This is a genomic window from Xanthomonas sp. NCPPB 1826 (assembly GCF_056725285.1).
Genome location: NZ_CM161521.1, coordinates 1335359 through 1360488 on the forward strand (window position 1 = coordinate 1335359; position 25130 = coordinate 1360488).

General features: G+C 66.0%; 17 protein-coding genes. 15 read left to right on the forward strand and 2 right to left on the reverse strand.

All coding sequences use genetic code 11. From position 1 onward, the window contains the following. Nucleotides 1-6 precede the first annotated feature (6 nt). The 10 genes from AC1PLA_RS05875 to pbpC all read left to right on the forward strand — a co-directional run bounded on the left by AC1PLA_RS05875 (nucleotide 7) and on the right by pbpC (nucleotide 18771). Nucleotides 7-249, forward strand: a complete 243-nt coding sequence (locus AC1PLA_RS05875) for a type II toxin-antitoxin system ParD family antitoxin (RefSeq protein ID WP_029220676.1) — start codon at nucleotides 7-9, stop codon at nucleotides 247-249. Between the two features lie 20 nt (nucleotides 250-269). Continuing rightward, a complete protein-coding gene (locus AC1PLA_RS05880; protein ID WP_202397434.1) occupies nucleotides 270-563 on the forward strand; it encodes a type II toxin-antitoxin system RelE/ParE family toxin in 294 nt (97 codons plus the stop codon). A gap of 93 nt (nucleotides 564-656) precedes the next feature. Continuing rightward, nucleotides 657-1856, forward strand: a complete 1200-nt coding sequence (prpF, locus tag AC1PLA_RS05885; protein ID WP_481105749.1) for a 2-methylaconitate cis-trans isomerase PrpF — start codon at nucleotides 657-659, stop codon at nucleotides 1854-1856. A gap of 188 nt (nucleotides 1857-2044) precedes the next feature. After that, complete coding sequence (locus AC1PLA_RS05890) at nucleotides 2045-4261, forward strand: TonB-dependent receptor (protein WP_039523923.1); 2217 nt, start codon at nucleotides 2045-2047, stop codon at nucleotides 4259-4261. A gap of 106 nt (nucleotides 4262-4367) precedes the next feature. Further along, nucleotides 4368-5345 (forward strand): nucleoside hydrolase, encoded by a 978-nt coding sequence (locus AC1PLA_RS05895; protein ID WP_481106164.1) that lies wholly within the window; start codon nucleotides 4368-4370, stop codon nucleotides 5343-5345. Between the two features lie 678 nt (nucleotides 5346-6023). After that, nucleotides 6024-10925 (forward strand): alpha-2-macroglobulin family protein, encoded by a 4902-nt coding sequence (locus AC1PLA_RS05900; RefSeq protein ID WP_481105750.1) that lies wholly within the window; start codon nucleotides 6024-6026, stop codon nucleotides 10923-10925. Nucleotides 10926-11271: 346 nt separating this feature from the next. After that, complete coding sequence (locus tag AC1PLA_RS05905) at nucleotides 11272-14226, forward strand: TonB-dependent receptor (protein WP_481105751.1); 2955 nt, start codon at nucleotides 11272-11274, stop codon at nucleotides 14224-14226. Between the two features lie 157 nt (nucleotides 14227-14383). Further along, nucleotides 14384-15331, forward strand: coding sequence for a glycerophosphodiester phosphodiesterase family protein (locus tag AC1PLA_RS05910; protein WP_481105752.1), 948 nt, complete (start codon nucleotides 14384-14386; stop codon nucleotides 15329-15331). A 131-nt stretch (nucleotides 15332-15462) separates the two neighbouring features. Further along, nucleotides 15463-16239 carry a CPBP family glutamic-type intramembrane protease gene (locus AC1PLA_RS05915; RefSeq protein WP_481105753.1) on the forward strand — a complete coding sequence of 259 codons (777 nt, stop codon included), beginning with the start codon at nucleotides 15463-15465 and terminating at the stop codon, nucleotides 16237-16239. Between the two features lie 111 nt (nucleotides 16240-16350). Continuing rightward, complete coding sequence (gene pbpC / locus AC1PLA_RS05920; RefSeq protein ID WP_481105754.1) at nucleotides 16351-18771, forward strand: penicillin-binding protein 1C; 2421 nt, start codon at nucleotides 16351-16353, stop codon at nucleotides 18769-18771. A 277-nt stretch (nucleotides 18772-19048) separates the two neighbouring features. Here the strand turns inward: pbpC and AC1PLA_RS05925 are convergent, their stop codons facing one another. Next, entirely contained in the window at nucleotides 19049-19609 is a 561-nt protein-coding gene (locus AC1PLA_RS05925; protein ID WP_024938597.1) for a ferritin-like domain-containing protein, read from the reverse strand. A 43-nt stretch (nucleotides 19610-19652) separates the two neighbouring features. Further along, nucleotides 19653-20135 carry a peroxiredoxin gene (locus AC1PLA_RS05930; protein WP_016903926.1) on the reverse strand — a complete coding sequence of 161 codons (483 nt, stop codon included), beginning with the start codon at nucleotides 20133-20135 and terminating at the stop codon, nucleotides 19653-19655. A gap of 161 nt (nucleotides 20136-20296) precedes the next feature. On the opposite strand from AC1PLA_RS05930, the gene AC1PLA_RS05935 reads away from it, so the two are divergent. From AC1PLA_RS05935 to hflC, 5 genes are all read left to right on the forward strand, one after another. Next, a complete protein-coding gene (locus AC1PLA_RS05935) occupies nucleotides 20297-20773 on the forward strand; it encodes an Hsp20/alpha crystallin family protein (RefSeq protein ID WP_481105755.1) in 477 nt (158 codons plus the stop codon). A gap of 140 nt (nucleotides 20774-20913) precedes the next feature. Continuing rightward, nucleotides 20914-21810, forward strand: coding sequence for a DnaJ C-terminal domain-containing protein (locus AC1PLA_RS05940; RefSeq protein ID WP_054590856.1), 897 nt, complete (start codon nucleotides 20914-20916; stop codon nucleotides 21808-21810). 385 nt (nucleotides 21811-22195) lie between these two features. After that, on the forward strand, nucleotides 22196-22582 hold the full coding sequence (pilH, locus tag AC1PLA_RS05945; protein ID WP_024938599.1) for a twitching motility response regulator PilH: 387 nt from the start codon (nucleotides 22196-22198) through the stop codon (nucleotides 22580-22582). 447 nt (nucleotides 22583-23029) lie between these two features. Further along, nucleotides 23030-24169 carry an FtsH protease activity modulator HflK gene (hflK, locus tag AC1PLA_RS05950; RefSeq protein ID WP_024938600.1) on the forward strand — a complete coding sequence of 380 codons (1140 nt, stop codon included), beginning with the start codon at nucleotides 23030-23032 and terminating at the stop codon, nucleotides 24167-24169. Continuing rightward, complete coding sequence (gene hflC, locus AC1PLA_RS05955) at nucleotides 24169-25032, forward strand: protease modulator HflC (protein ID WP_016903921.1); 864 nt, start codon at nucleotides 24169-24171, stop codon at nucleotides 25030-25032. The genes hflK and hflC overlap by 1 nt, the downstream gene beginning before the upstream one ends. The last annotated feature ends 98 nt before the right edge of the window (nucleotides 25033-25130 follow it).

Below are 25130 nucleotides of genomic sequence, written 5' to 3' on the forward strand. Positions count from 1 at the left end.
GGTCGCATGGCCACGATGAATATCTCTTTGCCCGACGAGCTCAAGCAGTTCGTCGATCAGCAAGTCCAGGAGCATGCCTACGGTTCTAGCAGCGAGTACCTGCGCGAACTGATCCGCAAGCAACGCGATGTAGAACAGCTGCGTGGGTTGCTGCTGGATGGGGCCAACTCCGGGCCGGCCGTGGCAACGGAGCCTGATTTCTTCGACAAGATGCGTGAGCGCGCGCAGGCACGCGCTGCCAGCAAGTGAAGCCGGCGCGCTGGCGCCCGTTGGCGCTGCGCGACGTCGACGAAGCCGCTGCGTGGTATGGCGAACAAGCCGGGCTCGCGCTGGAACTGGCGTTTGCCGACGCGCTGGAGTCGGCGGTCAAGATGCTGATGCAGCACCCGGGTGTCGGTTCCAGCCGACATGCGGTGCTGTTGAAGCTGCAGGACCTGCGGGTGTGGCCACTCAAGGGATTTCCCTATTTGATTTTCTACATCGAACGCGACACGGACATCGTCATCTGGCGTGTGCTGCAGATGCAGCGCGACATTCCTGCGTGGATGAGCGGCGACGCTTGAGCCGTTCAACGCAAGTTTTGCCTCAACTTTCCGGCAGCGCCGCAGTCAGTGCGTCTTCGCTGTGATCACGATCAACCGAGATAGACCAAGCCCATGACCCATCTCCCCCAACTCCGCATCCCGGCCACCTACATGCGTGGCGGCACCAGCAAGGGCGTGTTCTTTCGCCTGCAGGATCTGCCCGCTGCCGCGCAGCAGCCCGGACCTGCGCGCGATGCGTTGTTGCTGCGGGTGGTCGGCAGCCCCGATCCGTATGGCAAGCAGATCGATGGCATGGGTGGGGCGACCTCCAGCACCAGCAAGAGCGTGATCGTGTCGGCCAGTGCGCGTGCCGGGCATGATGTGGACTATCTGTTCGGGCAGGTGTCCATCGACAGCGCGTTCGTGGACTGGAGCGGCAACTGCGGCAACCTGTCGGCGGCGGTGGGACCATTTGCGATCGCCAATGGCCTGGTCGATGCCGCGCGGGTGCCGCGCGACGGCGTGGCGACGGTGCGGATCTGGCAGGCCAATATCGGCAAGACCATCGTGGCGCATGTACCGATGACCGATGGCCAGGTGCAGGAAACCGGCGACTTCGAACTGGATGGGGTGACCTTTCCTGCCGCCGAAGTGCAGCTGGAATTTCTCGACCCGGCCGACGATGCCGAAGGCGAGGGCGGTGCGATGTTCCCCACCGGCCAGCTGATCGATCAGCTGGAGATTCCCGGCCTGGGCACGATCGCCGCGACGCTGATCAATGCCGGCATCCCGACCATCTTCGTCAACGCGCGCGATCTGGGCTATACCGGCACCGAGCTGCAGGAAGCGATCAATGGCGACCCGCGTGCATTGACGATGTTCGAGACCCTGCGTGCGCACGGCGCGGTGCGGATGGGCTTGATTGCGAAGGTGGAAGACGCAGCGACGCGGCAGCACACGCCGAAGGTGGCGTTCGTGGCGCCGCCGGCCGATTACACCGCCTCCAGCGGCAAGCCGGTGCATGCCGCCGAGCTCGATCTGCTGGTGCGGGCGATGTCGATGGGCAAGCTGCACCACGCCATGATGGGCACCGCCGCGGTGGCGATCGGCACCGCGGCCGCCGTGCCCGGCACCCTGGTCAATCTTGCAGCGGGCGGCGCGGCGCGTTCTGCGGTGCGCTTCGGACATCCTTCCGGAACCCTGCGCGTCGGCGCCGAGGCGCAGCTGGTGGACGGCCAGTGGCAGGTGACCAAGGCACTGATGAGCCGCAGTGCGCGGGTGCTGATGGAAGGCTGGGTGCGGGTGCCGGGCGACGCCGCCGGTGGCGGCTGATCGCCCGCTGAGACCGGGCAGGCCCCAACGCACAAATTGCATGCGCGTGTTGCATTAATTCGAACGCCTTTTTGAATTCGGAAAACTTTTTCGCACGCGCTCTGCCAAATTTGTGTAAATCGTGTTAATTCTGTTGCAACGCGGCATGCAGATCAGGCCGCTCCGCCAACCGAATTCGGAGTCTTCCCATGTCCGCCAGCCGGTCGCTCAAGATCAGCGCGCTCGCCGTTGCCGTTGCTTCCCTTCTCCCGCTCCATGCCGCTGCCCAGCAGGCGCCCGGCGACGACGGTGTCGTGCGCCTGGACGCGGTCAAGGTCACGGTCGAGCGCCGCTCGGAAGATTCCAAGGACGTGCCGGTCTCGGCATCGGTGCTGCGTCCGGAATTCCTGGATGCCATCTCCACCAGCGGCTCGGATATCCGCGTGCTCGCGGGCAAGGCGCCCAGCCTCAACATCGAATCGTCCAACGGCCGTGTGTTCCCGCGCGTGTACATCCGCGGCTACGGCAATACCGACTTCAACACCTATGCCTCGCAGCCGGTGTCGCTGATCTATGACGATGTGGTGCAGGAAAACGCATTCCTGAAGGGCTTCCCGATCTTCGATCTGGAAGGCCTGGAAGTGCTGCGCGGCCCGCAGGGCACGCTGTTCGGCCGCAACACGCCGGCCGGCGTGGTCAAGTTCAACTCGGTCAAGCCGGCCATCGGCGCCAATGACGGTTACGCCAGCCTGTCCTACGGCACCTACGGCACCATGACCCTGGAAAGCGGCCTGAGCATCGCCATGGGTGACCATTGGGCGGCGCGTCTGTCCACGCTGGGCCAGCGCCGCGACGACTGGGTGGAAAACCGCGATGGCCGCGATCTGGAAGGCTATACCGATTCGGCCGTGCGCCTGCAGCTGCTGTACCAGGCCAGCGACGATTTCAGCGCCTTGTTCAACGCGCATGCGCGTCACCTGGACGGCACCGCACGCTTGTTCCGCGCCAACATCATCCAGCCCGGCACCAACCAGCTGGTGGACGGCTTCGACGAAGAGAAGTCCTTCATCGATGGCGCCAACAACCAGGAACTGCAGACCTACGGCGGCAGCGCCAACCTGACCTGGGACCTGGGCGACATCGCGCTGCACTCGATCACTGCCTACGAAGGCATCGGCAAGTACTACAGCCGCGGCGATATCGATGGCGGCTTCGGCGCGGTGTTCGCACCGCCGTCCGGCCCGGGCGTGATTCCGTTCCCGGTGGAAACCGCCGGCGGCATCAAGAGCCTGGACCAGTACAGCCAGGAACTGCGTGCCGAATCGCAATACGAAGGCCCGCTCAACTGGCAGGCCGGCCTGTACTACTTCCACGACGATGTGGAAGGCGAAAACTACACCTACAACACCTTCAGCGGCGGCGACCTGGCCAGCTACCAGCTGACCCGCCAGCGCAATACCTCGTGGGCGGCATTCGGCTCGTTGAACTACGCGGCCACCGATCGCCTGAACCTGCGCGCCGGCATCCGCTACACCTACGACAAGAAGACCTTCGACGTGCTGGCGCTGGACCGCGTCACGCTGGTCGAGCCGTCCAGCGGCGAGACCGACAACTCCAAGGTCACCGGCGATCTGGCGGCCACCTTCGCCATCAACGACGACGTCAACGTGTACGCCCGTGCCGCACGCGGCTTCCGCGGCGCCAGCTTCGGCGTGCCCTCGGGCACCGCGCCGCTGACCGTGGCCGAGCCGGAGACGGTGGATTCGTTCGAGATCGGCATCAAGTCCGACCTGTTCGACAACCGCGCGCGTCTGAGCTTTGACATCTACGATTTCCGCGTCAAGAACCAGCAGCTCACCGCAGTGGGCGGCGTCTCCAACGACGTGCGCCTGCTCAACGCCGACAAGACCAAGGCGCGCGGCGCCGAGTTCGACTTCGAAGCGCTGCTCACCCAGAACCTGCGCGTCACCGCCGGCGGCGCCTACAACTGGACCCGCATCGACGACCCGACACTGTCGGTGGGCGTGTGCCGCACCTGCACCGTGACCGACCCGCTCAATGCGGCCGGCAACGCCATCATCGACGGTAACGACCTGCCGCAGGCTGCCAAGTGGATGGCCAACGCCACCCTGCGTTACGGCATCCCGATGGGCAACGACGGCGAGCTGTTCTTCTACACCGACTGGTCCTACCGCAGCGAAGTGAACTTCTTCCTGTACGACTCCAAGGAGTTCACCGGCCAGCCGCTGGTCGAGGGCGGCGCCAAGATCGGCTACAACTGGGGCGCGGGCGCGTACGAGTTGTCGGTGTTCTGCCGCAACTGCACCAATCAGATCCGCGTGACCGGTGCGATCGACTTCAACAACCTCACCGGCTTCATCAACGACCCGCGCATCGTCGGTGCGCAGTTCCGCGCCAACTTCTGATCGGCGTCGTGGTGTAGCACTATTGAACCGCCGGCCAACATGCCGGCGGTTTTTTTATGGTCGCAGGAGTGGATGCATGCAGCGGAGATGGCGAAACATGTGGTGGATGCTGGGGTTGTGGTGTGCGTCGGCAGTGGCATGGCCGCAGACGCCTGCCGCCACTGCCGCGCAGCCGGCGCCAATGCCCACGTCGACGTCCTCCGAGTTGCTGGTGGTCTCCACCGATATCGGCGACGACATCGACGATGCGTTTGCGCTCGGGCTGTTGCTGCGTAGCCCGCAGCTGCATGTGCTGGGCATCGCATCGGCCTGGGGCGACACCAGCTTGCGTGCGCAGCTGCTGCAGCGCCTGTTGCAACAGGCTGGGCGCAGCGAGATTCCGTTGGCGGTGGGCGCACGCACCACCAGCGCGATCCCCTTCAGCCAGGCGCGCTGGGCCGCCAGGGGACAGTTGCCCGGCAAGCTGCCGGATGCGGCGGCGATGATCCTGCAGCAGGCGCGCCTGCACCCTGGCAAGGTGACCTTGCTGGTATTGGGGCCGATGACCGACGCCGCAGTGGCGCAGCAGCGCGATCCGGCCGGCTTTGCCAAGCTCAAGCGTATCGTGGCGATGGGCGGGTCGGTGCGCGTTGGCTACGGCAAGTCGGCCTATCGTCCGGCCAGCGCGCCGGCGCCGGAGTACAACATCCTGGCAGATGTACCGGCGGCGCAGCGGGTACTCGCGGCCGGCGTGCCGATCGTGTTGCTGCCCTTGGACGCCACCCAGATCACGCTGGAAGAACCCGAGCGCATCGCCTTGTTTGCACATGGCGATGGGCTCACCGATGCGCTCACCCAGCTGTATTACCAGTGGCGCAATACCGACCAGCCCTGGGCCAGCGCCACGCCGACCCTGTTCGACGCAGTGCCGGTGGCCTGGCTGCTGCGCCCCGACCTGTGCCCGACCACGCCGCTGCATCTGGACGTCGATGCGCAGGGCTACACCCGCGAAGGCACAGGCACGCCGAACGTGCAGGCCTGCCTGCGTGCGGACAAGCCGGCGTTGATCGACCTGTACATGCGCACGGTGCTGCAGTTGCGCTAGGAGTGGCTATCAAAATGTGGTGAGCGCCGGCTTGGTGGCGAGCGCAGTGGTTTTATTGGCCGTACTTTGGGATGCAGTCAAAAGCCTGGTTGGTCGTGTGCGCGGTGCCCTCACCGCTCGCGGGACACGCCGCAAGTACGTCCTTGTAGGCTCGGTGGCGGCATCCATGCCGCCACACGGTCCCGCAATCGGCGAGGACACCGCACCAGAAAATGCGTCGGTTGCTTTGTCGAACGCCTGCTTGTTGCTCTGCTTGTGATGGAACGGTTGTTGGACGCACCATCCTCCGAACAATGCACGCCATGCCCTGTGTGCGCCCCTGCACACCGAACATCTCGACTGGTCCTTGCCCGCCCACCGTCGCGGGACCTTACGCGGCATGGATGCCGCGTAAGAGCCTACAGGGACGTACTTGCGGCGTGTCCCGCGATGGTGGGCGGGCAAGGGCCATGCAGCCAAGCCGCAACTCAGCGACCTGCCATGGACCGGCGTCAAACCACTGCGCTCACCGTCGGTCGGGCACGCAGGTGCCATCGCAGCGCTGGCCTGGTGGCGCATCATCGCCGCCCATCGGCAAGTCCTTGCGTCGCCCCATGCCAGCATCGGTGACGTGAACGGCATCGCTATACTTGCGTCCTCAGTCATGGGGTAGTGCGAATGGACAGCCGGGAATCAGGGATGAAGTGGTCGGGTACGCGGCGCATGTTGCTGTGGGTGGTCTTGCTGGGCGTGGCGATCGGCGCGGTGGCGTGCAAGCGCAACGAAAGCGGCCAGCTGCCTGCCGCCACTGGCGAGGCGATCAAGGCCGACAAGCAGGCCATCACCGGTTTTGCGCTGGCGCGCGCCTATCCCGACCAGACTGGCGACGGCCTGTCGCTGGCGCTGGAATTCTCGCGGCCGTTGGTGGGCACGCAGGACTTCGATGCGCTGGTGCGTTTCGAGGAAAAGGTCGGCACCGGCGACAGCAGCTGGACGCTGTCCGACGACGGCAAGACGCTGCGCTACCCGTACGTGGAAGCGGCCAAGGACTACACCGTGCTGGTCGACGCCAACCTGCTGGCCGCCGATGGCAGCCGCCTGGGCAAGCCGTTCAAGCAGAAGGTCTACACCGGCGCGCTCAAGCCGGTGGTCGGGTTCGCTTCGCAAGGCAGCGTGCTGCCGGCACGCGAGAGCCGCGGTCTGCCGGTGGTGTCGGTCAACGTGCCGGAAGTGGACGTGGAGTTCCTGCGCGTGCGCGAGAAGTCGCTGCCGGCGTTCTTCCAGCAGTTCCAGCGCGGCGGTCGTCGCGGCAGCTGGGAGCTGGAGAGCGAATACAGCGGCAAACAACCGCTGTCCAAGCTGGCCGACCCGGTGTACGTCAACCGTTTCATTCTCGGCGGCAAGCAGAACGAGCGCGTGCTGACCTACCTGCCGACGCAGGACATCAAGGAACTGCAAGAGCCTGGCCTGTACTTTGCGGTGATGAAGCGCGCCGGTAGTTTCGAGAGCGAGCAGGAGACCGCGTTCTTTACCGTCAGCGATATCGGCCTGCACACGCGCGCCTACAAGGACAAGCTGTTCGTGCACACCGCCTCGCTGCAAAGCGGCGAGCCGATCAAGAACGTGGAAGTGCGTGTCCTCGATGCCAAGGGCGAGCTGTTCCTCAAGGGCGCCACCGACGGCAACGGCAATGCGCTGCTCAACTACACGCTCGATGCCGGCCACGTGCTGGTGGCGCGCAGCAAGACCGATATCTCGGTGCTGCCGTTCAACCAGCCGGCGCTGGACCTGAGCGAATTTGCGGTGGCCGGGCGCGAGAGCGCCTGGTTCGACGTGTTCGCCTGGGCCGGCCGCGACCTGTATCGCCCCGGCGAGACCATGCGCGTGTCGGCGATCCTGCGCGACAACGACGGCAAGCCGACCAAGCCGCAGCCGGTATTCCTGCGCCTCAAGCAGCCGGACGGCAAGACCTTCCGCGAGACCAAGCTGCAGCCGGGCGAGCAGGGCTATTTCGAGTTCACCCAGCAGATCCCGGCCGATGCGCCGACCGGCCGCTGGCAGGTGGAATTCCGCACCGATCCGGCCAGCAAGGACGCCGTGCAGGGCATGACCGTGCGCGTGGAAGAGTTCCTGCCCGAGCGCATGAAGCTGGATCTGGACAGCACCCAAAAGACCCTGAGCGCCGGCCAGCCGTTCACGCTGGTCGCCAATGCCGCGTACCTGTATGGCGCGCCGGCCGACGGCAACCGTTTCACCGCCAAGCTTGCGGTCAGCGTCGAGCAGCACCCGCTCGAGTCGTTGCCGGGCTGGTTCTTCGGCGACCCCACGCTGGAGCTGCCGCGCGACGCAAAGGACGTGATCGACACCGAGTTCGGCAGCGATGGCGTATTGCGCGAAGACATCGCGCTGCCTGCCGAAGCCAAGCCGGTCAGCACGATTGCGGCGGTGGTCTCGGGCAGTGTGTACGAGACCGGCGGACGCACCGTCACCCGCAGCGTCAAGCGCGTGCTGTGGCCGGCCAAGGCGCTGGTCGGCGTGCGCCCCCTGTTCGATGACAAGGAGGGCACCGACGCCAACGGCACCGCGCGCTTCGAAATCACCCGCGTGGATGCCGATGGCAAGCCGCAACCGGCCAAGGGCCTGAAGGCCACGCTGGTGCGCGAGCTGCGCGACTACCACTGGAACTACACCGACGACCACTGGGATTACGACTTCACCCGCCGCTTCGAGAACAAGGACACGCGCACGCTCGACATCGCCGGCGGCAACGCCAAGCTCGAGGTTCCGGTGGAGTGGGGCGAGTACCGCCTGGATGTGTTCGACCCGGCAACCGGGTTGACCACGCGCTACCCGTTCCGCGCCGGCTGGAGCTGGAACGACGAAAACCGCGGCCTGGATGCGCGCCCGGACAAGGTCAAGTTGGCCTTGGACAAGACCGCCTATCGCGCCGGCGACACGCTCACCGTCACGCTGACCCCGCCGCATGCCGGCAAGGGCGTGCTGCTGGTGGAAAGCGACAAGCTGCTGTACGTGCAGGACATCGACGTCAAGCCGGGCAGCAGCTTCGAAATCCCGGTGACCGACGCGTGGGAACGCCACGATGTCTACGTCACCGCGCTGGTGTTCCGCGGCGGCAGTGCGCCGAGCAAGATCACCCCGGCGCGTGCGGTGGGCGTGGCGTATGTGCCGATGGATCGCAAGGCGCGACGCGTGGCGGTGGGCCTGGCTGTGCCCAAGCAGATGCGCCCCGAGCAGGCGTTGCCGGTGACGGTGAGCGTGCCGGAGCTGGCCGGCAAGGCGGCGCACGTGACCATCTCGGCAGTGGACGTGGGCATCCTCAACATCACTCGCTTCCCGGTGCCCGATGCCAACGCGCAGTTCTTCGCGCAGCGTCGTCTGGGCACCGATGCCTACGACATCTATGGCCGCGTGATCGAGAGCTTCGAAGGCGCCAGCGGCAAGCTCAAGTTCGGCGGCGACATGGCGCTGGAAGCCTTGCCGCAGGCCAAGCGCCCGACCGCGCGCGTGCAGACCGTGGACCTGTTCTCCGGCTCGGTGAAGCTCGATGCCAAGGGCAATGCGCGCGTGCAACTGCCGGTGCCGGATTTCAACGGCACGCTGCGGGTGTCGGCCTTGGTGTATTCGGATACGCGGTTTGGCAACCACGCCGTGGAAACCGTGGTGCGCGCCCCGATCCTGGCCGAGGCCAGCATGCCGCGCGTGATGGCACCGGGTGACCGCAGCACGGTGACGCTGGATGTGCAGAACTTCACCGGCAAGCCGGGCGAGTTCAATGTGCGCGTGGACGGGATCGGCCCGCTGGCCATCGCCGAGGCGGCGCGCAGCGTCAAGCTTGGTGTGGATGCCAAGCAGACGCTGAGCTTCCCGCTGAGCGCCACCGAGGGCTATAGCGTGGCCAAGGTGCGCGTGCGTGTGGACGGCAACGGCTTCAAGGCCGACCGCAGCTACGACCTGCCGGTGCGTGCCGGCTGGCCGCAGGTGTTGCGTGCGCAGACGCGCGTGCTCGATCCGCTGGCGCCGATCACCCTGGACAGCGGCTTTGCCGATGGCCTGATGGCCGGCTCGGTGACCGCGCGCATGGTGGTCAGCCCGCTGCCGCCGATTCCGTTCGCCAGCGCCCTGCAGGGTGCGTTGGACTATCCGTATGGCTGCGCCGAGCAGACCACCAGCAAGGGTTACGCCGCGCTCTTGCTCGACGATGCCACCGCCAGGGCGCTGGGCACCAAGGGGCTGGAGGCGGGCAAGCGCCGCGAGCGAATGGAAGGCGCATTCGGTCGCCTGGCCTCGATGCAGATCGCCAGCGGGCATTTTTCGATGTGGCGCGACGACGGTTACGTCAATCCGGGCCTGACCCCGTATATCGCCGAGTTCCTGCTCGACGCCAAGGACGCCGGTTTTGCGGTGCCCGACAATGTGCTGCAGAAGGCGCTCAATCGGCTCAGCGAGGACCTGCTGTCCGGTGGCAACGAGTTCTACGGGCAGGACCGCCGCGATAGCCTGAAGTTCGCCAACCAGGCCTGGTCCGGCTATGTGCTGGCACGCGTCAACCGCGCGCCGCTGGGCACGCTGCGCGCGTTGTACGACAACCAGCGCGACAAGGCATTGACCGGCTTGTCGCTGGTGCATCTGGGCGCGGCATTGTCGCTGCAGGGCGACACCAAGCGTGGGCAGGCGGCGATCAAGGCGGGTTTTGCCAAGGACAGCAGCGAGCGTCCGCCGTACTTCGCCGATTACGGCAGCGCGATCCGCGACGATGCCTTGATGATGGCGCTGCTGCACGAGCGTGGCTTGTCCAAACCCGAGTACGACACCCGCGCAGTGGCATTGGGCCGGGCGCTGGATGCACGCCGCGCCACCGGCTGGCTGTGGCTGAGCACGCAGGAGCAGGTGGCGCTGGCGCGCTTGGGCAAGGCCTTGATGGTCGGCCAGGGTAAGCAGGTGTCCGGCACCTTGACTGTTGGCGGCGAGACGCAGGAGATTGCGCCGGCACGCCTGTTCGGGCGCAGTTTCGACAGCGCCGCCCTGGCGCGCGGCGTGCAGTTCGCACCGCAGGGCGAGGCACCGATGTACGCCAGCCTGGAAGTGGCCGGCATCCCGCGCAGCGCACCGGAGCCGGACACGCGCAACCTCAGCGTGGAGCGCAGCTGGTACACCACCGACGGCAAACCGTGGACCCCGCGTGCATTGAAGGAAGGCGAAGCGCTGATCGTGCGCGTCACCATCACCGCCAACAGCGACATGCCGGACGCGCTGCTGACCGACCTGCTGCCGGCCGGCCTGGAGATCGAGAACTTCAATCTCGGCGATGCCAAGCAGTGGGCCGATGTGGTGGTGGACGGCATCGGCATCAGCGAGCGTTCCAGCGCCGCCGACGTCAAGCACGAAGAGTTCCGCGACGACCGCTATGTGGCTGCGCTGGCGCTGTCCTCGGGCAGCAAGGCGCAGCTGTATTACCTGGTGCGCGCAGTCACCCCGGGCACGTACACGGTGCCGCCATCGCTGGTGGAAGACATGTACCGCCCCGAGCTGCGCGGCGTCGGGCGCAGCACTCCAGCGACGATGACGGTGGTGCAGCCGTAGGATGGCGTTGAAGTTTCTGGTGTAGGGGCATGCTCCTATGCCAGAAGCCTCCCCTCATCCCAACCCCTCTCCCGCAGGCGGGAGAGGGGCTCAACCGCCGCACTGCGATCAGATGCGTTCCTTCTCCCGCGTGCTGGGGAAGGCGCCCGAAGGGCGGATGGGGGGCGTTTGAAGCCCCGTACCGAAGAATTTTGCCGGTCGCCGGTTGCCTGCTTCGCAGGCCGCGACATCGTTGCGCACTGTCTTTTCGATGCGATGCGCGCGACACGCAAGGGTCATTTTCAGTGGCTACGGTGGGGTGCTTTCTCACAGGCGTGGCGCCCTTGCTGCGCGATCTCGGGATTCCATGCAGCGCTCTGATGTGTACCGTTCGCACCTGTCTGTTCTTGCCATCGCCATCACCGCCTGTTGTTCGGGCGTGCAGGCGCAGGCCTTCGACTCTTCCAACGCGGTAGCGCAGACCTCGTCGGCTGCAATGCCTGCAGACGCAGTGGGGACCATATCCACTGCGGTAACGCCCGCCGCAGCATCCAATTCGTCGTCGCCAGTCGCCGAAGCCTCGACTGATGCCGCATCCGCCAGCTCCGGCGTGCAGACATTGGATGCCATGCAGGTCACCGGCGTGCGGCGTGCCAATGCCGCTGCGGTGGAAAGCAAGCGCGCGGCGACCAACATCACCGATGTGATCAGCGCCACCGATGTGCGCGCCTTGCCCGACAGCACCATCGTCGAAGCGCTGCGCCGCGTGCCCGGTCTGTCGGTATTGCCGGCCACCGACAACGAGCATCCGCGCGACGAGGCCGCTACACCGGTACTGCGCGGCCTGGGCCCGTCCTACAACAACGTCACCATCGACGGGCTGACCATTGCCTCGCCCGGCACGCCGAACGGCACGCTCGGCTCGATTACCCGCGGCGTGCGTCTGGACCTGCTGCCGGCATCGATGGTCAGCGAACTGCAGGTGGTCAAGACCTTCACGCCCGACCTGGATCCCAACGCAACGGGCGGGGCGATCAACCTCAAGACACGCAGCGCGTTCGAAAACGGCGGCAAGCCCTTCTTCAGTGCCGAAGCCGCACTCGGCCATGCCAACGATGTCGGCAAGCCGCGCGACCAGGACGACCCCGGCTATCGCTTGAACGCCACCGGCAGCCGCACCTTCGGCAGCGAGCAGCAGTACGGGGTTACCCTGTCGGCCAACTACCAGACGCTGAGCAGCTACACCGAAACCCATATGACCACCGATACGGTGCATTACGGGTTCTACGACAACAACGGCGTGCTGCAGACCGGCGCCAATCTCGGCAATGGCTGGGCGGTGCCGCAGCAGGACAAGTACTGGTACGTACAGAACCAGCGCGACCGCTATGGCGTCACCGGCAAGTTCGAAGTGCATCCCAGTGCCGCGCTGGAAGCCTATGCAACGGCCGGTTACTACTATTTCAAGGACAACATGGAGCGTAACGAGGTCATCATCGACCCGCGCAACCGTGGCCAGGTGTTCAATCAGACCGCCAGCTCCGGCAGCTATCCCGGCGGCGATATCGAGGTGGGGTACTCGAATCAGATCGTCACCACGCGTACCAAGGTGGCGCAGCTGGGCACGATCTGGCGGCCCACCGATCGGCAACAGTTCTCCGCGCGCGGCGCGTGGTCGCATGCGACCTACGACGAGCCGATCCGCATGATCAAGTACGCCACCGGCATCACCCGCGCCGCACCGGTACCGGTGGGCCAGACCGGCAGCGGTGTGACCATCAATGCCACGCCCAACTACGCATTCAACTACGACACCTCTGGCTTCGATCAGCGCTTCGGGGTGTCGCCTCAGGCCTACAACGACCTGGGCAACTACAGCCTGTCGTACTGGCGCCCGGACTACAAACGCACCGCGGCCGATCGCATCCTCACCGGCCGGCTGGATTACGGTTTCAACCAGGGCGAGAGCGATCAGGGCATCGGCTTTGCCGCAGGCGTGTCGTACACCACCGACAAACCGTCCTACGACATCTATCGCGTCGAGTATCAGCCCAATACCAGTGCGCCGGCGTTTGGCCTGGCCGATGTTGCGGGTACCGGCCGGGCGCCGATGCGCTACGCCGGCCTGAACCTGATCACCATCGATCCTGACAAGGCCAATCGTGCGCTGGCTGCAGCGCCGCTGAGCGCGTTCAACAGCACCGACCAGCAGGCCTTCAGCAATCAGGACAACTTCACCCATACCGAAAAGACCTTCGGCAGCTATGGCCTGGTCAGCTACCGCAACGAGCGTTTCAATGTGCAGGGCGGCCTGCATTTCGACAGCACCAGGCTCGATACGGTCGGCCGCCAGCGGCAGCTGGATGCCGCGACCAACCGCTATGTGTATGTCGATAACCCGACCAGTGCCGATTACCACTACCTGCTGCCCTCGGCCATCATGACCTACCACCTGACCGATGCATTGGACCTGCGCGCCGGCGCAAGCCGTACGCTCGGCCGCCCGCCATACGATGCGTATGCGGCGCGCACCTCGATCGGCTTCGTCAACACGGCCGATGCCGGCAACCCGAATGCGCAAGGCGTCACCGTCACCATCGGCAACCCGGACATCAAACCGCGCGTGTCCAATAACCTGGATCTGTCGCTGGAATGGCGCCTGCCCGGCGACTTCGATGCGTTCGCGTCCACGGCCGTGTTCGACAAGCGCATCCAGGACGAGATCTTTACGCTTTCGCGCACCGACAGCTTCACGTTCGACGGCACCACCTACGCCAACGCGTTGATCAGCACGCCGGCCAATGCCGCCAAGGCGCGCATCCGCGGAGTGGAGTTCAACGGCATCGTCAACACCCTGGCGCCGATCGCGCCGTGGCTGAGTGGGGTCGGCTTCAGCGCGAATGTTGCGGTGCTCGATGGCAGCCTGGATGTGCCCTACAGCGTTGGCAGCGGCAGCAATATGAGCCAGCGCGAGCGCAAGCTCGACAACCTGGTCGGGCAGCCCGACTACACCGCCAACGCCACGCTGTTCTACAACACCGGCGGGCTGGAGCTGCGCGCGGCCTACAATCGCCAGGGCAAGGCCTTGCGTGCCATCGTCAGCAATATCGACTGGCAGGACCTGTATTGGTCGCCGCGTTCGCAGCTGGACTTTACCGCCACCTATGCCATCAGCAAGCAACTCAGCCTGATCGGCCAGGTTAGCAACCTCACCCACAGCCGCATCACCAGTGTGACCGGCCCTGGGCAGAACCTGCTCAAGGACAGTTATTCGGTGCCTACGACGTATTGGTTCGGTCTGCGTTTTACGCCGACGTTCTAGGCGCGGCGAAGCTGGCATGGCGAGCAGAGCTCAGGCAAGTGCGCGCGGTGCGTGGAAATCAAGGTGTGTACCTGGCAAAGGCCATGCCGTGTGCCGACCGCGCTCACCTGACGGTAGCGCAATGGTTCTGTTAACCCCTTCATAGTGGAGTTGTTCGATGACCTTACGTACTGCCACCACTGTCGCGGCCATGCTGTGCGCGGCACTGGCCACCCATGCGAGCGCGGCGCCCACCGGCGTGGCCGCAATCCAGGCCCGGCTGACCAATCCTGACGGCGGCATCGTGGTGGTGGCCCATCGCGGTTGCCACGCGCCGGCACCGGAACATGGGTTCAAGGACAGCGCACCTGAGAACTCGCTGGCCGCGCTGGAGCGCTGCATCGCCATCGGTGCCGACGTGATGGAGACCGATGTGCGGCGCGCCGCCGACGGCACCCTGGTGATGCTGCACGACGCCACCGTGGACCGCACCACCGACGGCACCGGCAAGCTGTCCGAGCTGACCTTGGCCGACCTGCAAAAATTGCGGCTGCGCAGCGACGAAGGTGGCGCGCAGGCGCCGCTGACCGATCAACGCGTGGTCACGCTCGAGCAGATGCTGGCCAGGTCCAAGGGCCACATCCTGCTCAACCTGGACGTCAAGGATGCGATCTACGTGCAGGTGGTCGACGCGGTTGCCCGTGCCGGCATGCAGCACCAGGTGATCGTCAAGGCCGAAGCCGGCATCGCCACGCCGCCGCTGGCGGCGATGCTGCCGTTCGACAAGGTGTATTTCTTCCCGATCCTGATCAACGCCCATGGCACTGCCGACCTGGCCGCGATCGCCACTGCGCAGACACGCAACGCGCATCCGGTCGCGTTCGAGCTGCCCAAGATGACAGCAGCGCAATTGCCGGCGTTGGTTGCAGTGAGCAAGGCACATAACGTGCGGCTGATGGTCAACTCGCTGTGGGAAGGCTTCATCGCCGGCTACGGCGGCGACGCCGATGCCGAGCGCGATCCTGACAAGGTGTGGGGCCGCCTGTACCGCGAGGGCGTGTCGATCATCCAGACCGATGCGCCGGAAGCCTTGCTGCGCTATCGCGCGTCGCTGGAGCAGCGGTGAGCGTCGCGTTGCATCATCGCATGCAGCTGGCCTGCGACGGGAGCGGATGTCGCCGCGCAATGTGATCCGTGGAACTGCGGCGGTGGTGTTGCCGTTATAGTCAGCGTTCGTTTGCGCGCAAGGGCGTCTGCATGCCGCTCGATACATCCCTGCGCCGACTCACGCCGCATGTCGTCTGGTTGTTGGTGCTGCTGGTCGCGTTGCAGGTGCGTGATGTGGCCAAGGCCCTTGGTTTTCCAATCCCGAAAATTCCGGTGCCTTACGGCGGTGGGATTCTCGACAATCTGCTCAGCGTAGTGCTCGTGCTCGTCGCAGCGGCGTTGCTGCGTCCTGGCATGCCAGGCGAGCTCGCGGCACGTCTGGGGTTGCGTTGGAACGGCTTGCGCGGCCCGGCGCTGACGTTGCTGGCCACACTGCCGTGTTGGCTGGGGCTGTGGACGCAGTCCAGCTCGGTCGGCACCGACGATCTGCTTGGCCTGCTCTGGTTGGCGCTGCTGTTTCCGCTAGCGGAAGAAATCGTGTTTCGCGGTTTCGGCTTCGTCTTTGCCTGCCGTGCGCTGGCCTGGCGTCCGGCAATCGCCGCGCTGGTGCAGGCAGTTGTGTTTGGCGGTGTGCATTGGCTCGGGGCCGGCGGTGGAGGTGGCGAGGCGTTGTTGATCTTCGCCATTACCGGTATCGGTGCGCTGCTGTTTGCCATCGTGGACGCGCAGGATGGCTACACGATCTGGAGCGGCTGGGTGTTGCATGTCTCGCTCAACGCGGCCTGGACGGTCTTTGCGGTCTCCGATTCGGCGGCCAGCGGCTGGCTCGGCATTGCGTTGCGCCTGTCTGCGGTATTCCTGGCGATGGGGCTGCTGCGGCTGTTCGTAAGGCCGCGTCGCTCGCCGCACGCGGCCGTGGTGGGCTAGCGCACCTGTCGTCGCGCAAGCAGGAGCGTGCAGTCACGTTGATCGCTCAACGCCGCAGCTTGCCGCGCGCGATGGTGGCCGAAATGCGTTTTGCCCTGCATCCTTGGCAGGATGGATGAGCAGCAGCACGCGCAGGCAAGGATCGACCAGACGCAGGAACGCGTCGCTGGCAAGGATGGTGTTGCCCGGCGTGGCCGGCGCTGGTTGACGGGGCTACGCTGGAGCGCCGTGGCACTGTTGTCTGCGGTGTTGCTGCTGGACCTGGCCTTCCCACTGCCGCTGCCCAGATCACGGGACACCTCCACGCTGGTGGTGGCACGCGATGGCACGCCGCTGCGCGCGTTCGCTGACCGCAACGGGGTGTGGCGTTATCCGGCCAGCCCGCAGAGTGTGTCGCCGCTGTATCTGCAGGCGCTGCTCAATTACGAGGACCGCTGGTTCTGGCGCCATCCCGGGGTCAATCCGTGGGGCCTGCTGCGTGCCGGCGGGCAATGGATCGGGCAGGGGCGCATCGTCTCCGGCGGTTCGACGCTGACCATGCAGGTGGCGCGCATCCTCGACCCGCATACGCGCACGCCGTGGGGCAAGGCCAAGCAGCTGCTGCGCGCGCTGCAGCTGGAAGCGCACCTGAGCAAGCGCGAGATTCTCACGCTGTATCTGGAGCGCGCGCCCTATGGCGGCACCATCGAAGGCGTGGAAGCGGCCAGCTGGGCGTACCTGGGCAAGCCGGCCAGGGCCTTGTCGCAGGCCGAAGCTGCGTTGCTGGCGGTGTTGCCGCAATCGCCCAGCCGCCTGCGCCCGGATCGCCATCCCGAGGCCGCGCAACGCGCGCGCGACAAGGTGCTCGATCGCATGGTGGAGCTGGGCGTGTGGTCGCGCGCGCAGGTGGACGATGCGCGAATCGAGCCGGTGGTGACGCGCTCGCTCAAGCCGCCGTTGCATGCGGCGCTGCTCGCGCAGCGGTTGCACAGTGCGCAACCACGCGCGGCACGCATCGTGACCACGCTGGATGTGGAGCTGCAGCGCACCCTGGAAGAACGCGTCACGACATACTTTTCGCAGCTGCCCGAGCGTACCTCCGCGGCATTGCTGGTGGTGGACAACGCCACCATGGAAGCGCGCGCGTATGTGGGCTCGGCCAGCTTCGGCGATCGCAAGCGGCTGGGGCATGTGGACATGGTGCAGGCCTGGCGCTCGCCCGGTTCCACGCTCAAGCCGTTCCTGTATGGCATGGCGTTGGACGATGGGTTGATCCACTCCGAAAGCCTGTTGGTGGATGCGCCGCAGAGTTTTGGCAGCTACCGGCCCGGCAATTTCGATGCGGCCTTCAATGGGCCGGTGAGCGCGGCGACGGCGTTGCGATTGTCGCTGAACGTGCCGGCGGTGGACCTGCTCGACCGGATCGGCCCGGCACGGTTTGCCGCGCGGCTGTCCAATGCCGGGATCGAGCTGCGCTTTGCGCACGGCAGCGTGCCCAATCTGGCGTTGATCCTGGGTGGTACCGGCGCGCAATTGCAGGAACTGGTCGGTGCATTTGCGGCGCTCAATCGTGGCGGTATCGCCGGGCGCGTGCGCTATACGCCGGACGATCCGCGCATCGAGCGCCGGCTGATGTCGCCGGGTGCGGCCTGGATCGTGCGCGAGATCCTGCAAAGCAATCCGCGCCCTGGGTATGGCAGCGGTACCTTCGACACCGCCACGCGCCCAGGCGTGGCCTGGAAGACCGGCACCAGCTACGGCTACCGCGATGCCTGGGCGATCGGCGGCACGCGTCGCTACACGGTCGGGGTATGGGTGGGGCGTCCGGACGGTACGCCGCTGCCGGGCCAGTACGGCGCCGTCACCGCACTTCCGCTGATGTTCGAAGTCATCGATGCCTTGCCGCGCAGTGCCGGCGATAGCGCGCCGGTGCCGATGCCGGCCACCGTGCAGGCGCTGGACATCTGCTGGCCGCTCGGCGGCGCGGCCGATCAGACACCACCGGCGCAATGCGCACGCCGTGCCGACGCCTACGTGCTCGATGGCGCAGTGCCGCCCACCTTTGCCGAGCGCGACGCACGGCTATGGCAAAGCGGGCAGCTGCATTTCGACGTGGATGCGCGCAGCGGCCAGCGGCTGTCGCAGGAGTGCAGCCAGGCGCATGAACGCGTGCCGCATGCAGTGGCGCGCTGGCCGGCATTGGTCTCGCCCTGGCTCAGCACCGCCGAGCGCAATGCTGCGCAACTGCCGCCACTTGCGGCGGACTGTCTGCCCGATGGGCGCATGACCGGTGGCGGTGTGCTGCGTATCGACGGGCTGAGCGATCGCGCCACGCTGGCGCGTGCCAACGCCACCTCGCGTCCGGTGCGCCTGCAACTGCGTGCCCTGGGCAGCGACGCGCGCATCGACTGGTTGCTGGATGGCCGCTGGATCGCACAGACCAACGGACGCCAGGGATTTCAGCGCGAATTTGCCGAGGTCGGCACGCATACGCTCACCGCAATGGCCAGCGACGGTGCCTGGACGCAGCTGCGCTTTCGCGTATTGCGCTGACTGGGCACGTGCTCCGCCCGGCCAGCGTGCACACACCCGTAGGAGCGCACCCGGGCGCGATGGGGCGTTACAGGGGATGCCACGTCGCGCCCGGGTGCGCTCCTACCGCCGCAGGCAACCACGCACCATCCTGCGGCACAGAAAACAGACAGGGCGCTCGAGGCGCCCTGTTTGCTTAAATCATCGAGCCGATTTCAACTTTCAACATCACTGTCAATGTCGATACCGATCATCGCTCGCAACGCATCGCTGCATTGCTGCATCGCAATCGCTCAGCTCACTCGCCGATCCAGCCTTCCAGCAGGTCGGCGAACTCGTCGGCGTGCTCTTCTTCCTGGGCCAGGATGTCTTCCAGGATGCGCTTGGTGGTGGTGTCCTTGTCGCCGATGAAATCGATCATCTCGCGGTAGCTGTCGATGGCGATGCGCTCGGCGATCAGGTTTTCCTTGACCATGTCGCGCAGGTCGCTGCCTTCCTTGTATTCGGCATGCGAGCGCTTGGTCAGCGTATCCGGGTTGAGGTCCGGTTCGCCGCCCAGCTGCACGATGCGCTCGGCGAGCCTGTGCGCGTGCGCCTGTTCCTGCTGCGCATGCTCCAGGAACTCGCCCTTGACCGCGTCGGCAAGCATGCCCTTGGCCATGAAATAGTGGCGGTAATACCGCAGGGTGCACACGTATTCGGTGGCCAGTGCGGTGTTGAGCAGCTCGATTACCGCCTCGCGGTCGGCGTGGTAGCTCTCGGTGATGGCACCGTCTTCGATGCTCTGGCGTGCGCGGCTGCGCAAGGTGGCGGTATCGGTGATGCCGTCGGGGAGTTGCTTGGCTGGCTGGTTAGACATGGCTGGCCGGTTTCCTTCTGAGTGGTTGGGGGGAATCAGTGCATCAATCGGGCAGGTGCTGCAGTACGTAATCGGCGGCAGACACCTTGAATTCGCCGGGTTCTTCGACGAACAAGGCCTTGACCACGGCGTCGTCGGCATACAGTGCGTAGCGGCGCGAGCGCAGGCCCATGCCCGAGCCGCTGGCGTCGATCTCCAGGCCCAGTGCGCGGGCCAGTTCGGCGTTGCCGTCGGGCAGCAGGTGCAGGCCGTCGGGGATCAGCTGGCTGCGGCCCCAGGCCTGCATCACGAACGGGTCGTTGACCGCGGTGCACAGCACCTCAATGCCGCGTTTGCGGAATGCGTCGAAGTGCTCCACATAGCCCGGCAGGTGCTTGGCCGAGCAGGTCGGGGTAAAGGCGCCCGGCACCGCGAACAGCAGCACCTTGCGGCCGGCGAACAGGCTGTGGGTATCGACCGCCTCGATGCCCTCGCGCAGGCGCTTGAGCACGACTTCGGGAATGCGGTCACCAACGTGGATGGTCATGGGGCGGGCTCCTGCGGCTGAACGAAGTCTAGAAAGGGGCGAGGGAAAAGCGCGTCAACGCGCTTGAAATCCGCAACGGCACGCCTATCTGACGCACATGGCCGGCGCAACAGCGCATGCCGCGGCAGCCGGCCCCTCACCCAACCTTTTGGAGGCTCGCAATGAACATCGTTCGTTATCCCCAGTGGCCCACCCATGCGCTGCAAAACGAGATCAAGCACGTGTTCGACCGTTTCTTCGAGCAGAACGGCGACACCGACGAATCGGCGGTGGTGACCGCGCAGTGGGTGCCGCGCGTGGACATCAAGGAAGAGGCCAACCACTTCGTGCTGTATGCCGACCTACCGGGCATCGACCCCGGCCAGATCGAGGTGCAGATGGACAAGGGCATCCTGTCGATCAAGGGCGAGCGCAAGGGCGAGCCCAGCACCGAGACCGAGCGCTTCTCGCGCATCGAGCGCCGCTACGGCAGCTTCCACCGCCGCTTCGCGCTGCCCGACAGTGCCGACCCCGACGGCATCACCGCGACCGGGCACAACGGTGTGCTGGAAATCCGCATCCCCAAGCGCCCGGCGGCCACCCCGCGCCGCATCCAGGTCGGCAACGGCCAGGACCAGGCCGGCAATACGGTGCAGTAAGGCAGCAAAACCTGGAGCGGAGCGGCCTGCTTCGCTTCCCGGCGGCAACCGCACCGTAGAATAGGTGCGGTTGCCCGCCCGGCTGCGATATGACTGGCTCGTGGCCTCGGCTGCGGGCCGTTTTTTTCAGAGGTGATTAGATGGAATTCAAGGATTACTACGCAACGCTGGGCGTGGAGCCCAGCGCGGGCGATGCGGAGATCAAGACCGCCTACCGCCGGCTGGCGCGCAAGTACCACCCCGACGTCAGCAAGGAGGCCGGCGCCGAAGACAAGTTCAAGGCGATCAACGAAGCCTACGAGGCGCTGCGCGACCCGGCCAAGCGCAAGGCCTACGACCAGCTCAAGGCGCAGGGCTTCCGCCCGGGCGACGAGTTCCAGGCCCCTCCCAGCTACGGCGGTGGGCAGGGCTACGACTACGAGGAAGTGTTCGGCAACGGCGGCGCCGGTGGCGGCTTCAGCGATTTCTTCGAAAGCCTGTTCGCCGGCCAGCGCGGCGGCCGTCCGCGTGGCCCGGGCGCCGGCCCTGGTGCAGGCGCGGGTCCGCAGGCGCGCGGCGACACCCGCGCCAAGCTGGCGGTGCCGTTGGAAGCGGTGTATGCGGGCGACAGCGTGCGCATCACCATCAACGGCAAGCAGCTGGATGTGCGCGTGCCCAAGGGCGTGCAGCCTGGCCAGGTGATCCGCCTGAGCGGGCAGGGCAACGGCGGCGGCAACCTGCTGCTGGAGATCGAATACGCCGCGCACCCGCAGTTCGAGGTTGACGGGCGCAACATCCTGTACACCCTGCAGGTCATGCCCTGGCAGGCGGCACTGGGCACCACCATCAGCGTGCCGACCCTGGGCGGGTCGGTGGAGTTGAAGGTGCCGGCCGACTCGGACGCCGGGCGCAAGCTGCGCCTGCGCGGCCGCGGCCTGCCGGGTACCACGCCGGGCGACCAGATCGTGGAGCTGGAAATCCTGGCCCCGGCCCCCACCGACGATGCGCAGAAGAAGGCCTATCGCAACCTGGCCAAGGCGTTCGGCGAATCGGTGTAGGCCGCGAGGGGGCGACGCGGGGATGAGGTGAGGGTTCGGCAGGCAGGTGGTGCGCCAGTGAGCGTCGATCTGCGCGGTTGAATCGCCGCCGTCCCCTCATCCGGCGCTTTGCGCCACCTTCTCCCGACGGGAGAAGGGAGCAATTGCCTCTCCTGTGGTGAGGCATCGGGGGAAGGCAGCATGCACGCGATGCAGCGGTGAACGACCTTCTGCAAGGTTGTTGAATCCAGTTGCCCCCTGTGCAACGTAGTACGCGTTGCACAGCACAACAGCAACGCGTCACCGGATCAACACCTCGCAACAGAGTCGCCGGGCGCACCGCCTGGCCCAGCTACCGAAAGCGCGGCCGGCGCACTACACTCGCCGCGCACACTAGGGGAAACACATGGCACGCATTCTGATCGTCGACGACTCGCCGTCGCAGCTGCTGGGGATTCAGCGCATCGTCGAGAAGCTGGGGCACGAAACCATCACCGCAACCGATGGTGCCGCCGGCGTGGAAGCGGCCAAGTCCTCGCTGCCGGACCTGGTGCTGATGGATGTGGTGATGCCTAACCTCAACGGCTTCCAGGCCACGCGCACGCTCAAGCGCGAGCCGACCACCCAGCACATCCCGGTGATCCTGGTGACCACCAAGGACCAGGACACCGATCGCATGTGGGGCATGCGCCAGGGCGCACGCGCCTACATCACCAAGCCATTCTCCGAAGACGAGTTGCTGGAAGTGATGGAGCGCGTGTTCAACCAGAAAGACGAACCGCCGACCGTCTAAGCGCGCCGACGAGGTGCGACCGGGGCGAAGGTTCGCTCCGCAGTGCGACAAGCCGGTGCTGACCGCGGCCGGTGCGATCGACGAAGGCATGCTTGATCCAGCTTCGCGCAGCTTGGAATCGGTAGACCGGCTGGCGCCGCGCGCCCGCGCGCATCACGCGGCCACCGGCCGCAACGCGCATCGAAGGCCGCTCGCCTCCGGCCTTGCCTGCTCCCAACGCCAAGGTCATCACATGCGCGCCTTTCCGGCCCCCGGGACCGCGTCGACACGCGCCTGGACCGGACCGGGCCGATGCGTCGCCGCCCGATCCACCCCAGCGGCTAAACCGGGATGTGCCAATCGGGGCCTTTCAAAACGGTCGGTCTCCCCCATCTAGTAGAATCATCGAATCACAACACGGCGGCACTGCGGGACTGGCCCGCACAGCCCCTCGATCATGGAGCGTGCATGGCCTGGAACACACCCGGCAACAAGGGCGGAGACGGCCCGGACCCCAACCGTCGCAGGTCCTGGGGCCCGCGCGGTGGTGGCAACGGTGGTGGCTGGGGCAATCTGCCCGCCCCGTTGAAGGAGCTGTTCGATGGCGGCGTGGGGCGCTGGATTCTGGTCGCGGTGGTGCTGATGGTGCTGTTCTCCAGCTTCCAGCTCATCGGCGAGCAGCAGCGCGGTGTGGTGCTGCGCTTCGGCCAGTTCTCGCGCATCCTGCAGCCCGGCCCCAACTTCAAGCTGCCCTGGCCGGTCGAGTCGGTGCGCAAGGTCAACGCTACCGAGATCAAGACCTTCAGCAACCAGGTGCCGGTGCTGACCCGCGACGAGAACATCGTCAACGTCTCGCTCAACGTGCAGTACCAGATCAGCGACCCGCGCAAGTACCTGTTCGGCTCGCGCAATGCCGATCTGGTGCTGGAGCAGGCCGCGCAAAGCGCCGTGCGTGAGCAGGTGGGTCGTTCCGACCTCAATACCGTGCTCAACAATCGCGGCCCGCTGGCCATCGCCTCCAAGGACCGCCTGCAGGCGGCACTGGATGCTTACAACACGGGTCTGTCCGTTACCGGTGTGACCCTGCCGGACGCGCGTCCGCCGGAAGAAGTGAAGCCGGCCTTCGACGAGGTCAACGGCGCCCAGCAGGTGCGCGAGCGCCTGATCAACGAAGCCCAGGCCTACGCCGCCAAGGTGGTGCCCGAGGCACGCGGCCAGGGTGCGCGCACCCGGACCGGCGCCGAAGGCTACAAGCAGGCGGTGATCTCCAAGGCCGAGGGCGACGCCGATCGCTTCACGCTATTGCAGGAGCAGTACGCCAACGCCCCCGAGGTCACGCGCAAGCGCCTGTGGCTGGAAACCGTGCAGAAGGTGCTGTCGGAGAACCGCAAGGTGATCGGCAGCGATGGCCGCCAGGTCATCTATGTGCCGCTGCCGGCCGACGCCAGCAAGTCTGCCAGCAACAGCGGCACTGCGGGCAACGGCAGCATGCCGTCGATGGTGCCGCAGGATGTGCTGTTGAATCCGCCGCAAACCAGTGGCGGCAGCGAGGGCATCCGCAATCCGGAGCGCGGCCCGCGCCCGACTGGCCGTGAGGGAACCGAATAATGAAGAATTCGCTAGTCATCGGCCTGATCGTCGCCGTGTTGCTGACCCTGATGGGCTCGGTGTTCGTGGTGCGCGAGGACCAGACCGCCATGGTGCTCAACCTGGGCCGCGTGGTGCGTGCCGACCTCAAGCCCGGCCTGCACTTCAAGATCCCGGTGGTGGAGTCGGTGCGCGTGTTCGATCGCCGCTTCCAGGTGCTGGACACCGCCCCGGCGCGCTACTTCACCGCCGAGCAGAAAGACGTCAGCGTGGACTTCTTCGCCATCGGCTACATCTCCGATGTGCGGGCGTTCTATCGCGCCACCGGTGGTGAGGAGTCGGTCGCCAATTCGCGCCTGGCCCCGATCATCACCGACTCGCTGCGCAACCAGATCAACTCGCGCACCCTGCAGCAGCTGGTTTCCGGCGACCGCAGCGAGTTGATCGCCAACCAGCTCAAGGGCATCAACGGCGCGATCAAGGGCCTGGGCATGCAGATCACCGACCTGCGCATCAAGCAGATCGACCTGCCGACCGACAGCCAGGTGATCACCGACGTCTACGAGCGCATGCGCGCCCAGCGCAAGCAGGAAGCCAGCAAGCTGCGCGCCGAAGGCGAGGAACAGGCCCTGACCATCCGCGCCCAGGCCGACCGCGAGTCCACCGTGATCGTGGCCGACGCCGAGCGCGATGCGCAGAAGCTGCGCGGCGAAGGCGATGCCGACGCGGCCCGTATCTACGGCCAGGCCGGCTCCAAGGATCCGTCGTTCTACGCGTTCTATCGCAGCCTGGAGGCCTATCGCGGCTCCATGACCGACGGCAACGGCGTGGTGGTGCTGGACAAGAACGACCCGTTCCTGCAGTACCTCAAGAGCGATCGTTGATCGCTCTGCGCTGAATCGACAACGCCCGCGTGATGCGGGCGTTGTCGTCTCTGGCGATTGCTGTAACTAAGCAAGTCGCCCATCAACAACGAATCAAC

Coding starts and splice junctions, on each gene's coding strand:
- AC1PLA_RS05930 (WP_016903926.1), bottom strand. CDS start 20,135: ATGACCATCCACGTTGGTGACCGCATTCCCGAAGTCGTGCTCAAGCGC.
- AC1PLA_RS05940 (WP_054590856.1), top strand. CDS start 20,914: ATGGAATTCAAGGATTACTACGCAACGCTGGGCGTGGAGCCCAGCGCG.
- AC1PLA_RS05935 (WP_481105755.1), top strand. CDS start 20,297: ATGAACATCGTTCGTTATCCCCAGTGGCCCACCCATGCGCTGCAAAAC.
- AC1PLA_RS05925 (WP_024938597.1), bottom strand. CDS start 19,609: ATGTCTAACCAGCCAGCCAAGCAACTCCCCGACGGCATCACCGATACC.
- AC1PLA_RS05905 (WP_481105751.1), top strand. CDS start 11,272: ATGCAGCGCTCTGATGTGTACCGTTCGCACCTGTCTGTTCTTGCCATC.
- AC1PLA_RS05900 (WP_481105750.1), top strand. CDS start 6,024: ATGAAGTGGTCGGGTACGCGGCGCATGTTGCTGTGGGTGGTCTTGCTG.
- AC1PLA_RS05910 (WP_481105752.1), top strand. CDS start 14,384: ATGACCTTACGTACTGCCACCACTGTCGCGGCCATGCTGTGCGCGGCA.
- AC1PLA_RS05915 (WP_481105753.1), top strand. CDS start 15,463: ATGCCGCTCGATACATCCCTGCGCCGACTCACGCCGCATGTCGTCTGG.
- pilH (WP_024938599.1), top strand. CDS start 22,196: ATGGCACGCATTCTGATCGTCGACGACTCGCCGTCGCAGCTGCTGGGG.
- hflK (WP_024938600.1), top strand. CDS start 23,030: ATGGCCTGGAACACACCCGGCAACAAGGGCGGAGACGGCCCGGACCCC.
- AC1PLA_RS05895 (WP_481106164.1), top strand. CDS start 4,368: ATGCTGGGGTTGTGGTGTGCGTCGGCAGTGGCATGGCCGCAGACGCCT.
- pbpC (WP_481105754.1), top strand. CDS start 16,351: ATGGATGAGCAGCAGCACGCGCAGGCAAGGATCGACCAGACGCAGGAA.
- hflC (WP_016903921.1), top strand. CDS start 24,169: ATGAAGAATTCGCTAGTCATCGGCCTGATCGTCGCCGTGTTGCTGACC.
- AC1PLA_RS05890 (WP_039523923.1), top strand. CDS start 2,045: ATGTCCGCCAGCCGGTCGCTCAAGATCAGCGCGCTCGCCGTTGCCGTT.
- prpF (WP_481105749.1), top strand. CDS start 657: ATGACCCATCTCCCCCAACTCCGCATCCCGGCCACCTACATGCGTGGC.
- AC1PLA_RS05875 (WP_029220676.1), top strand. CDS start 7: ATGGCCACGATGAATATCTCTTTGCCCGACGAGCTCAAGCAGTTCGTC.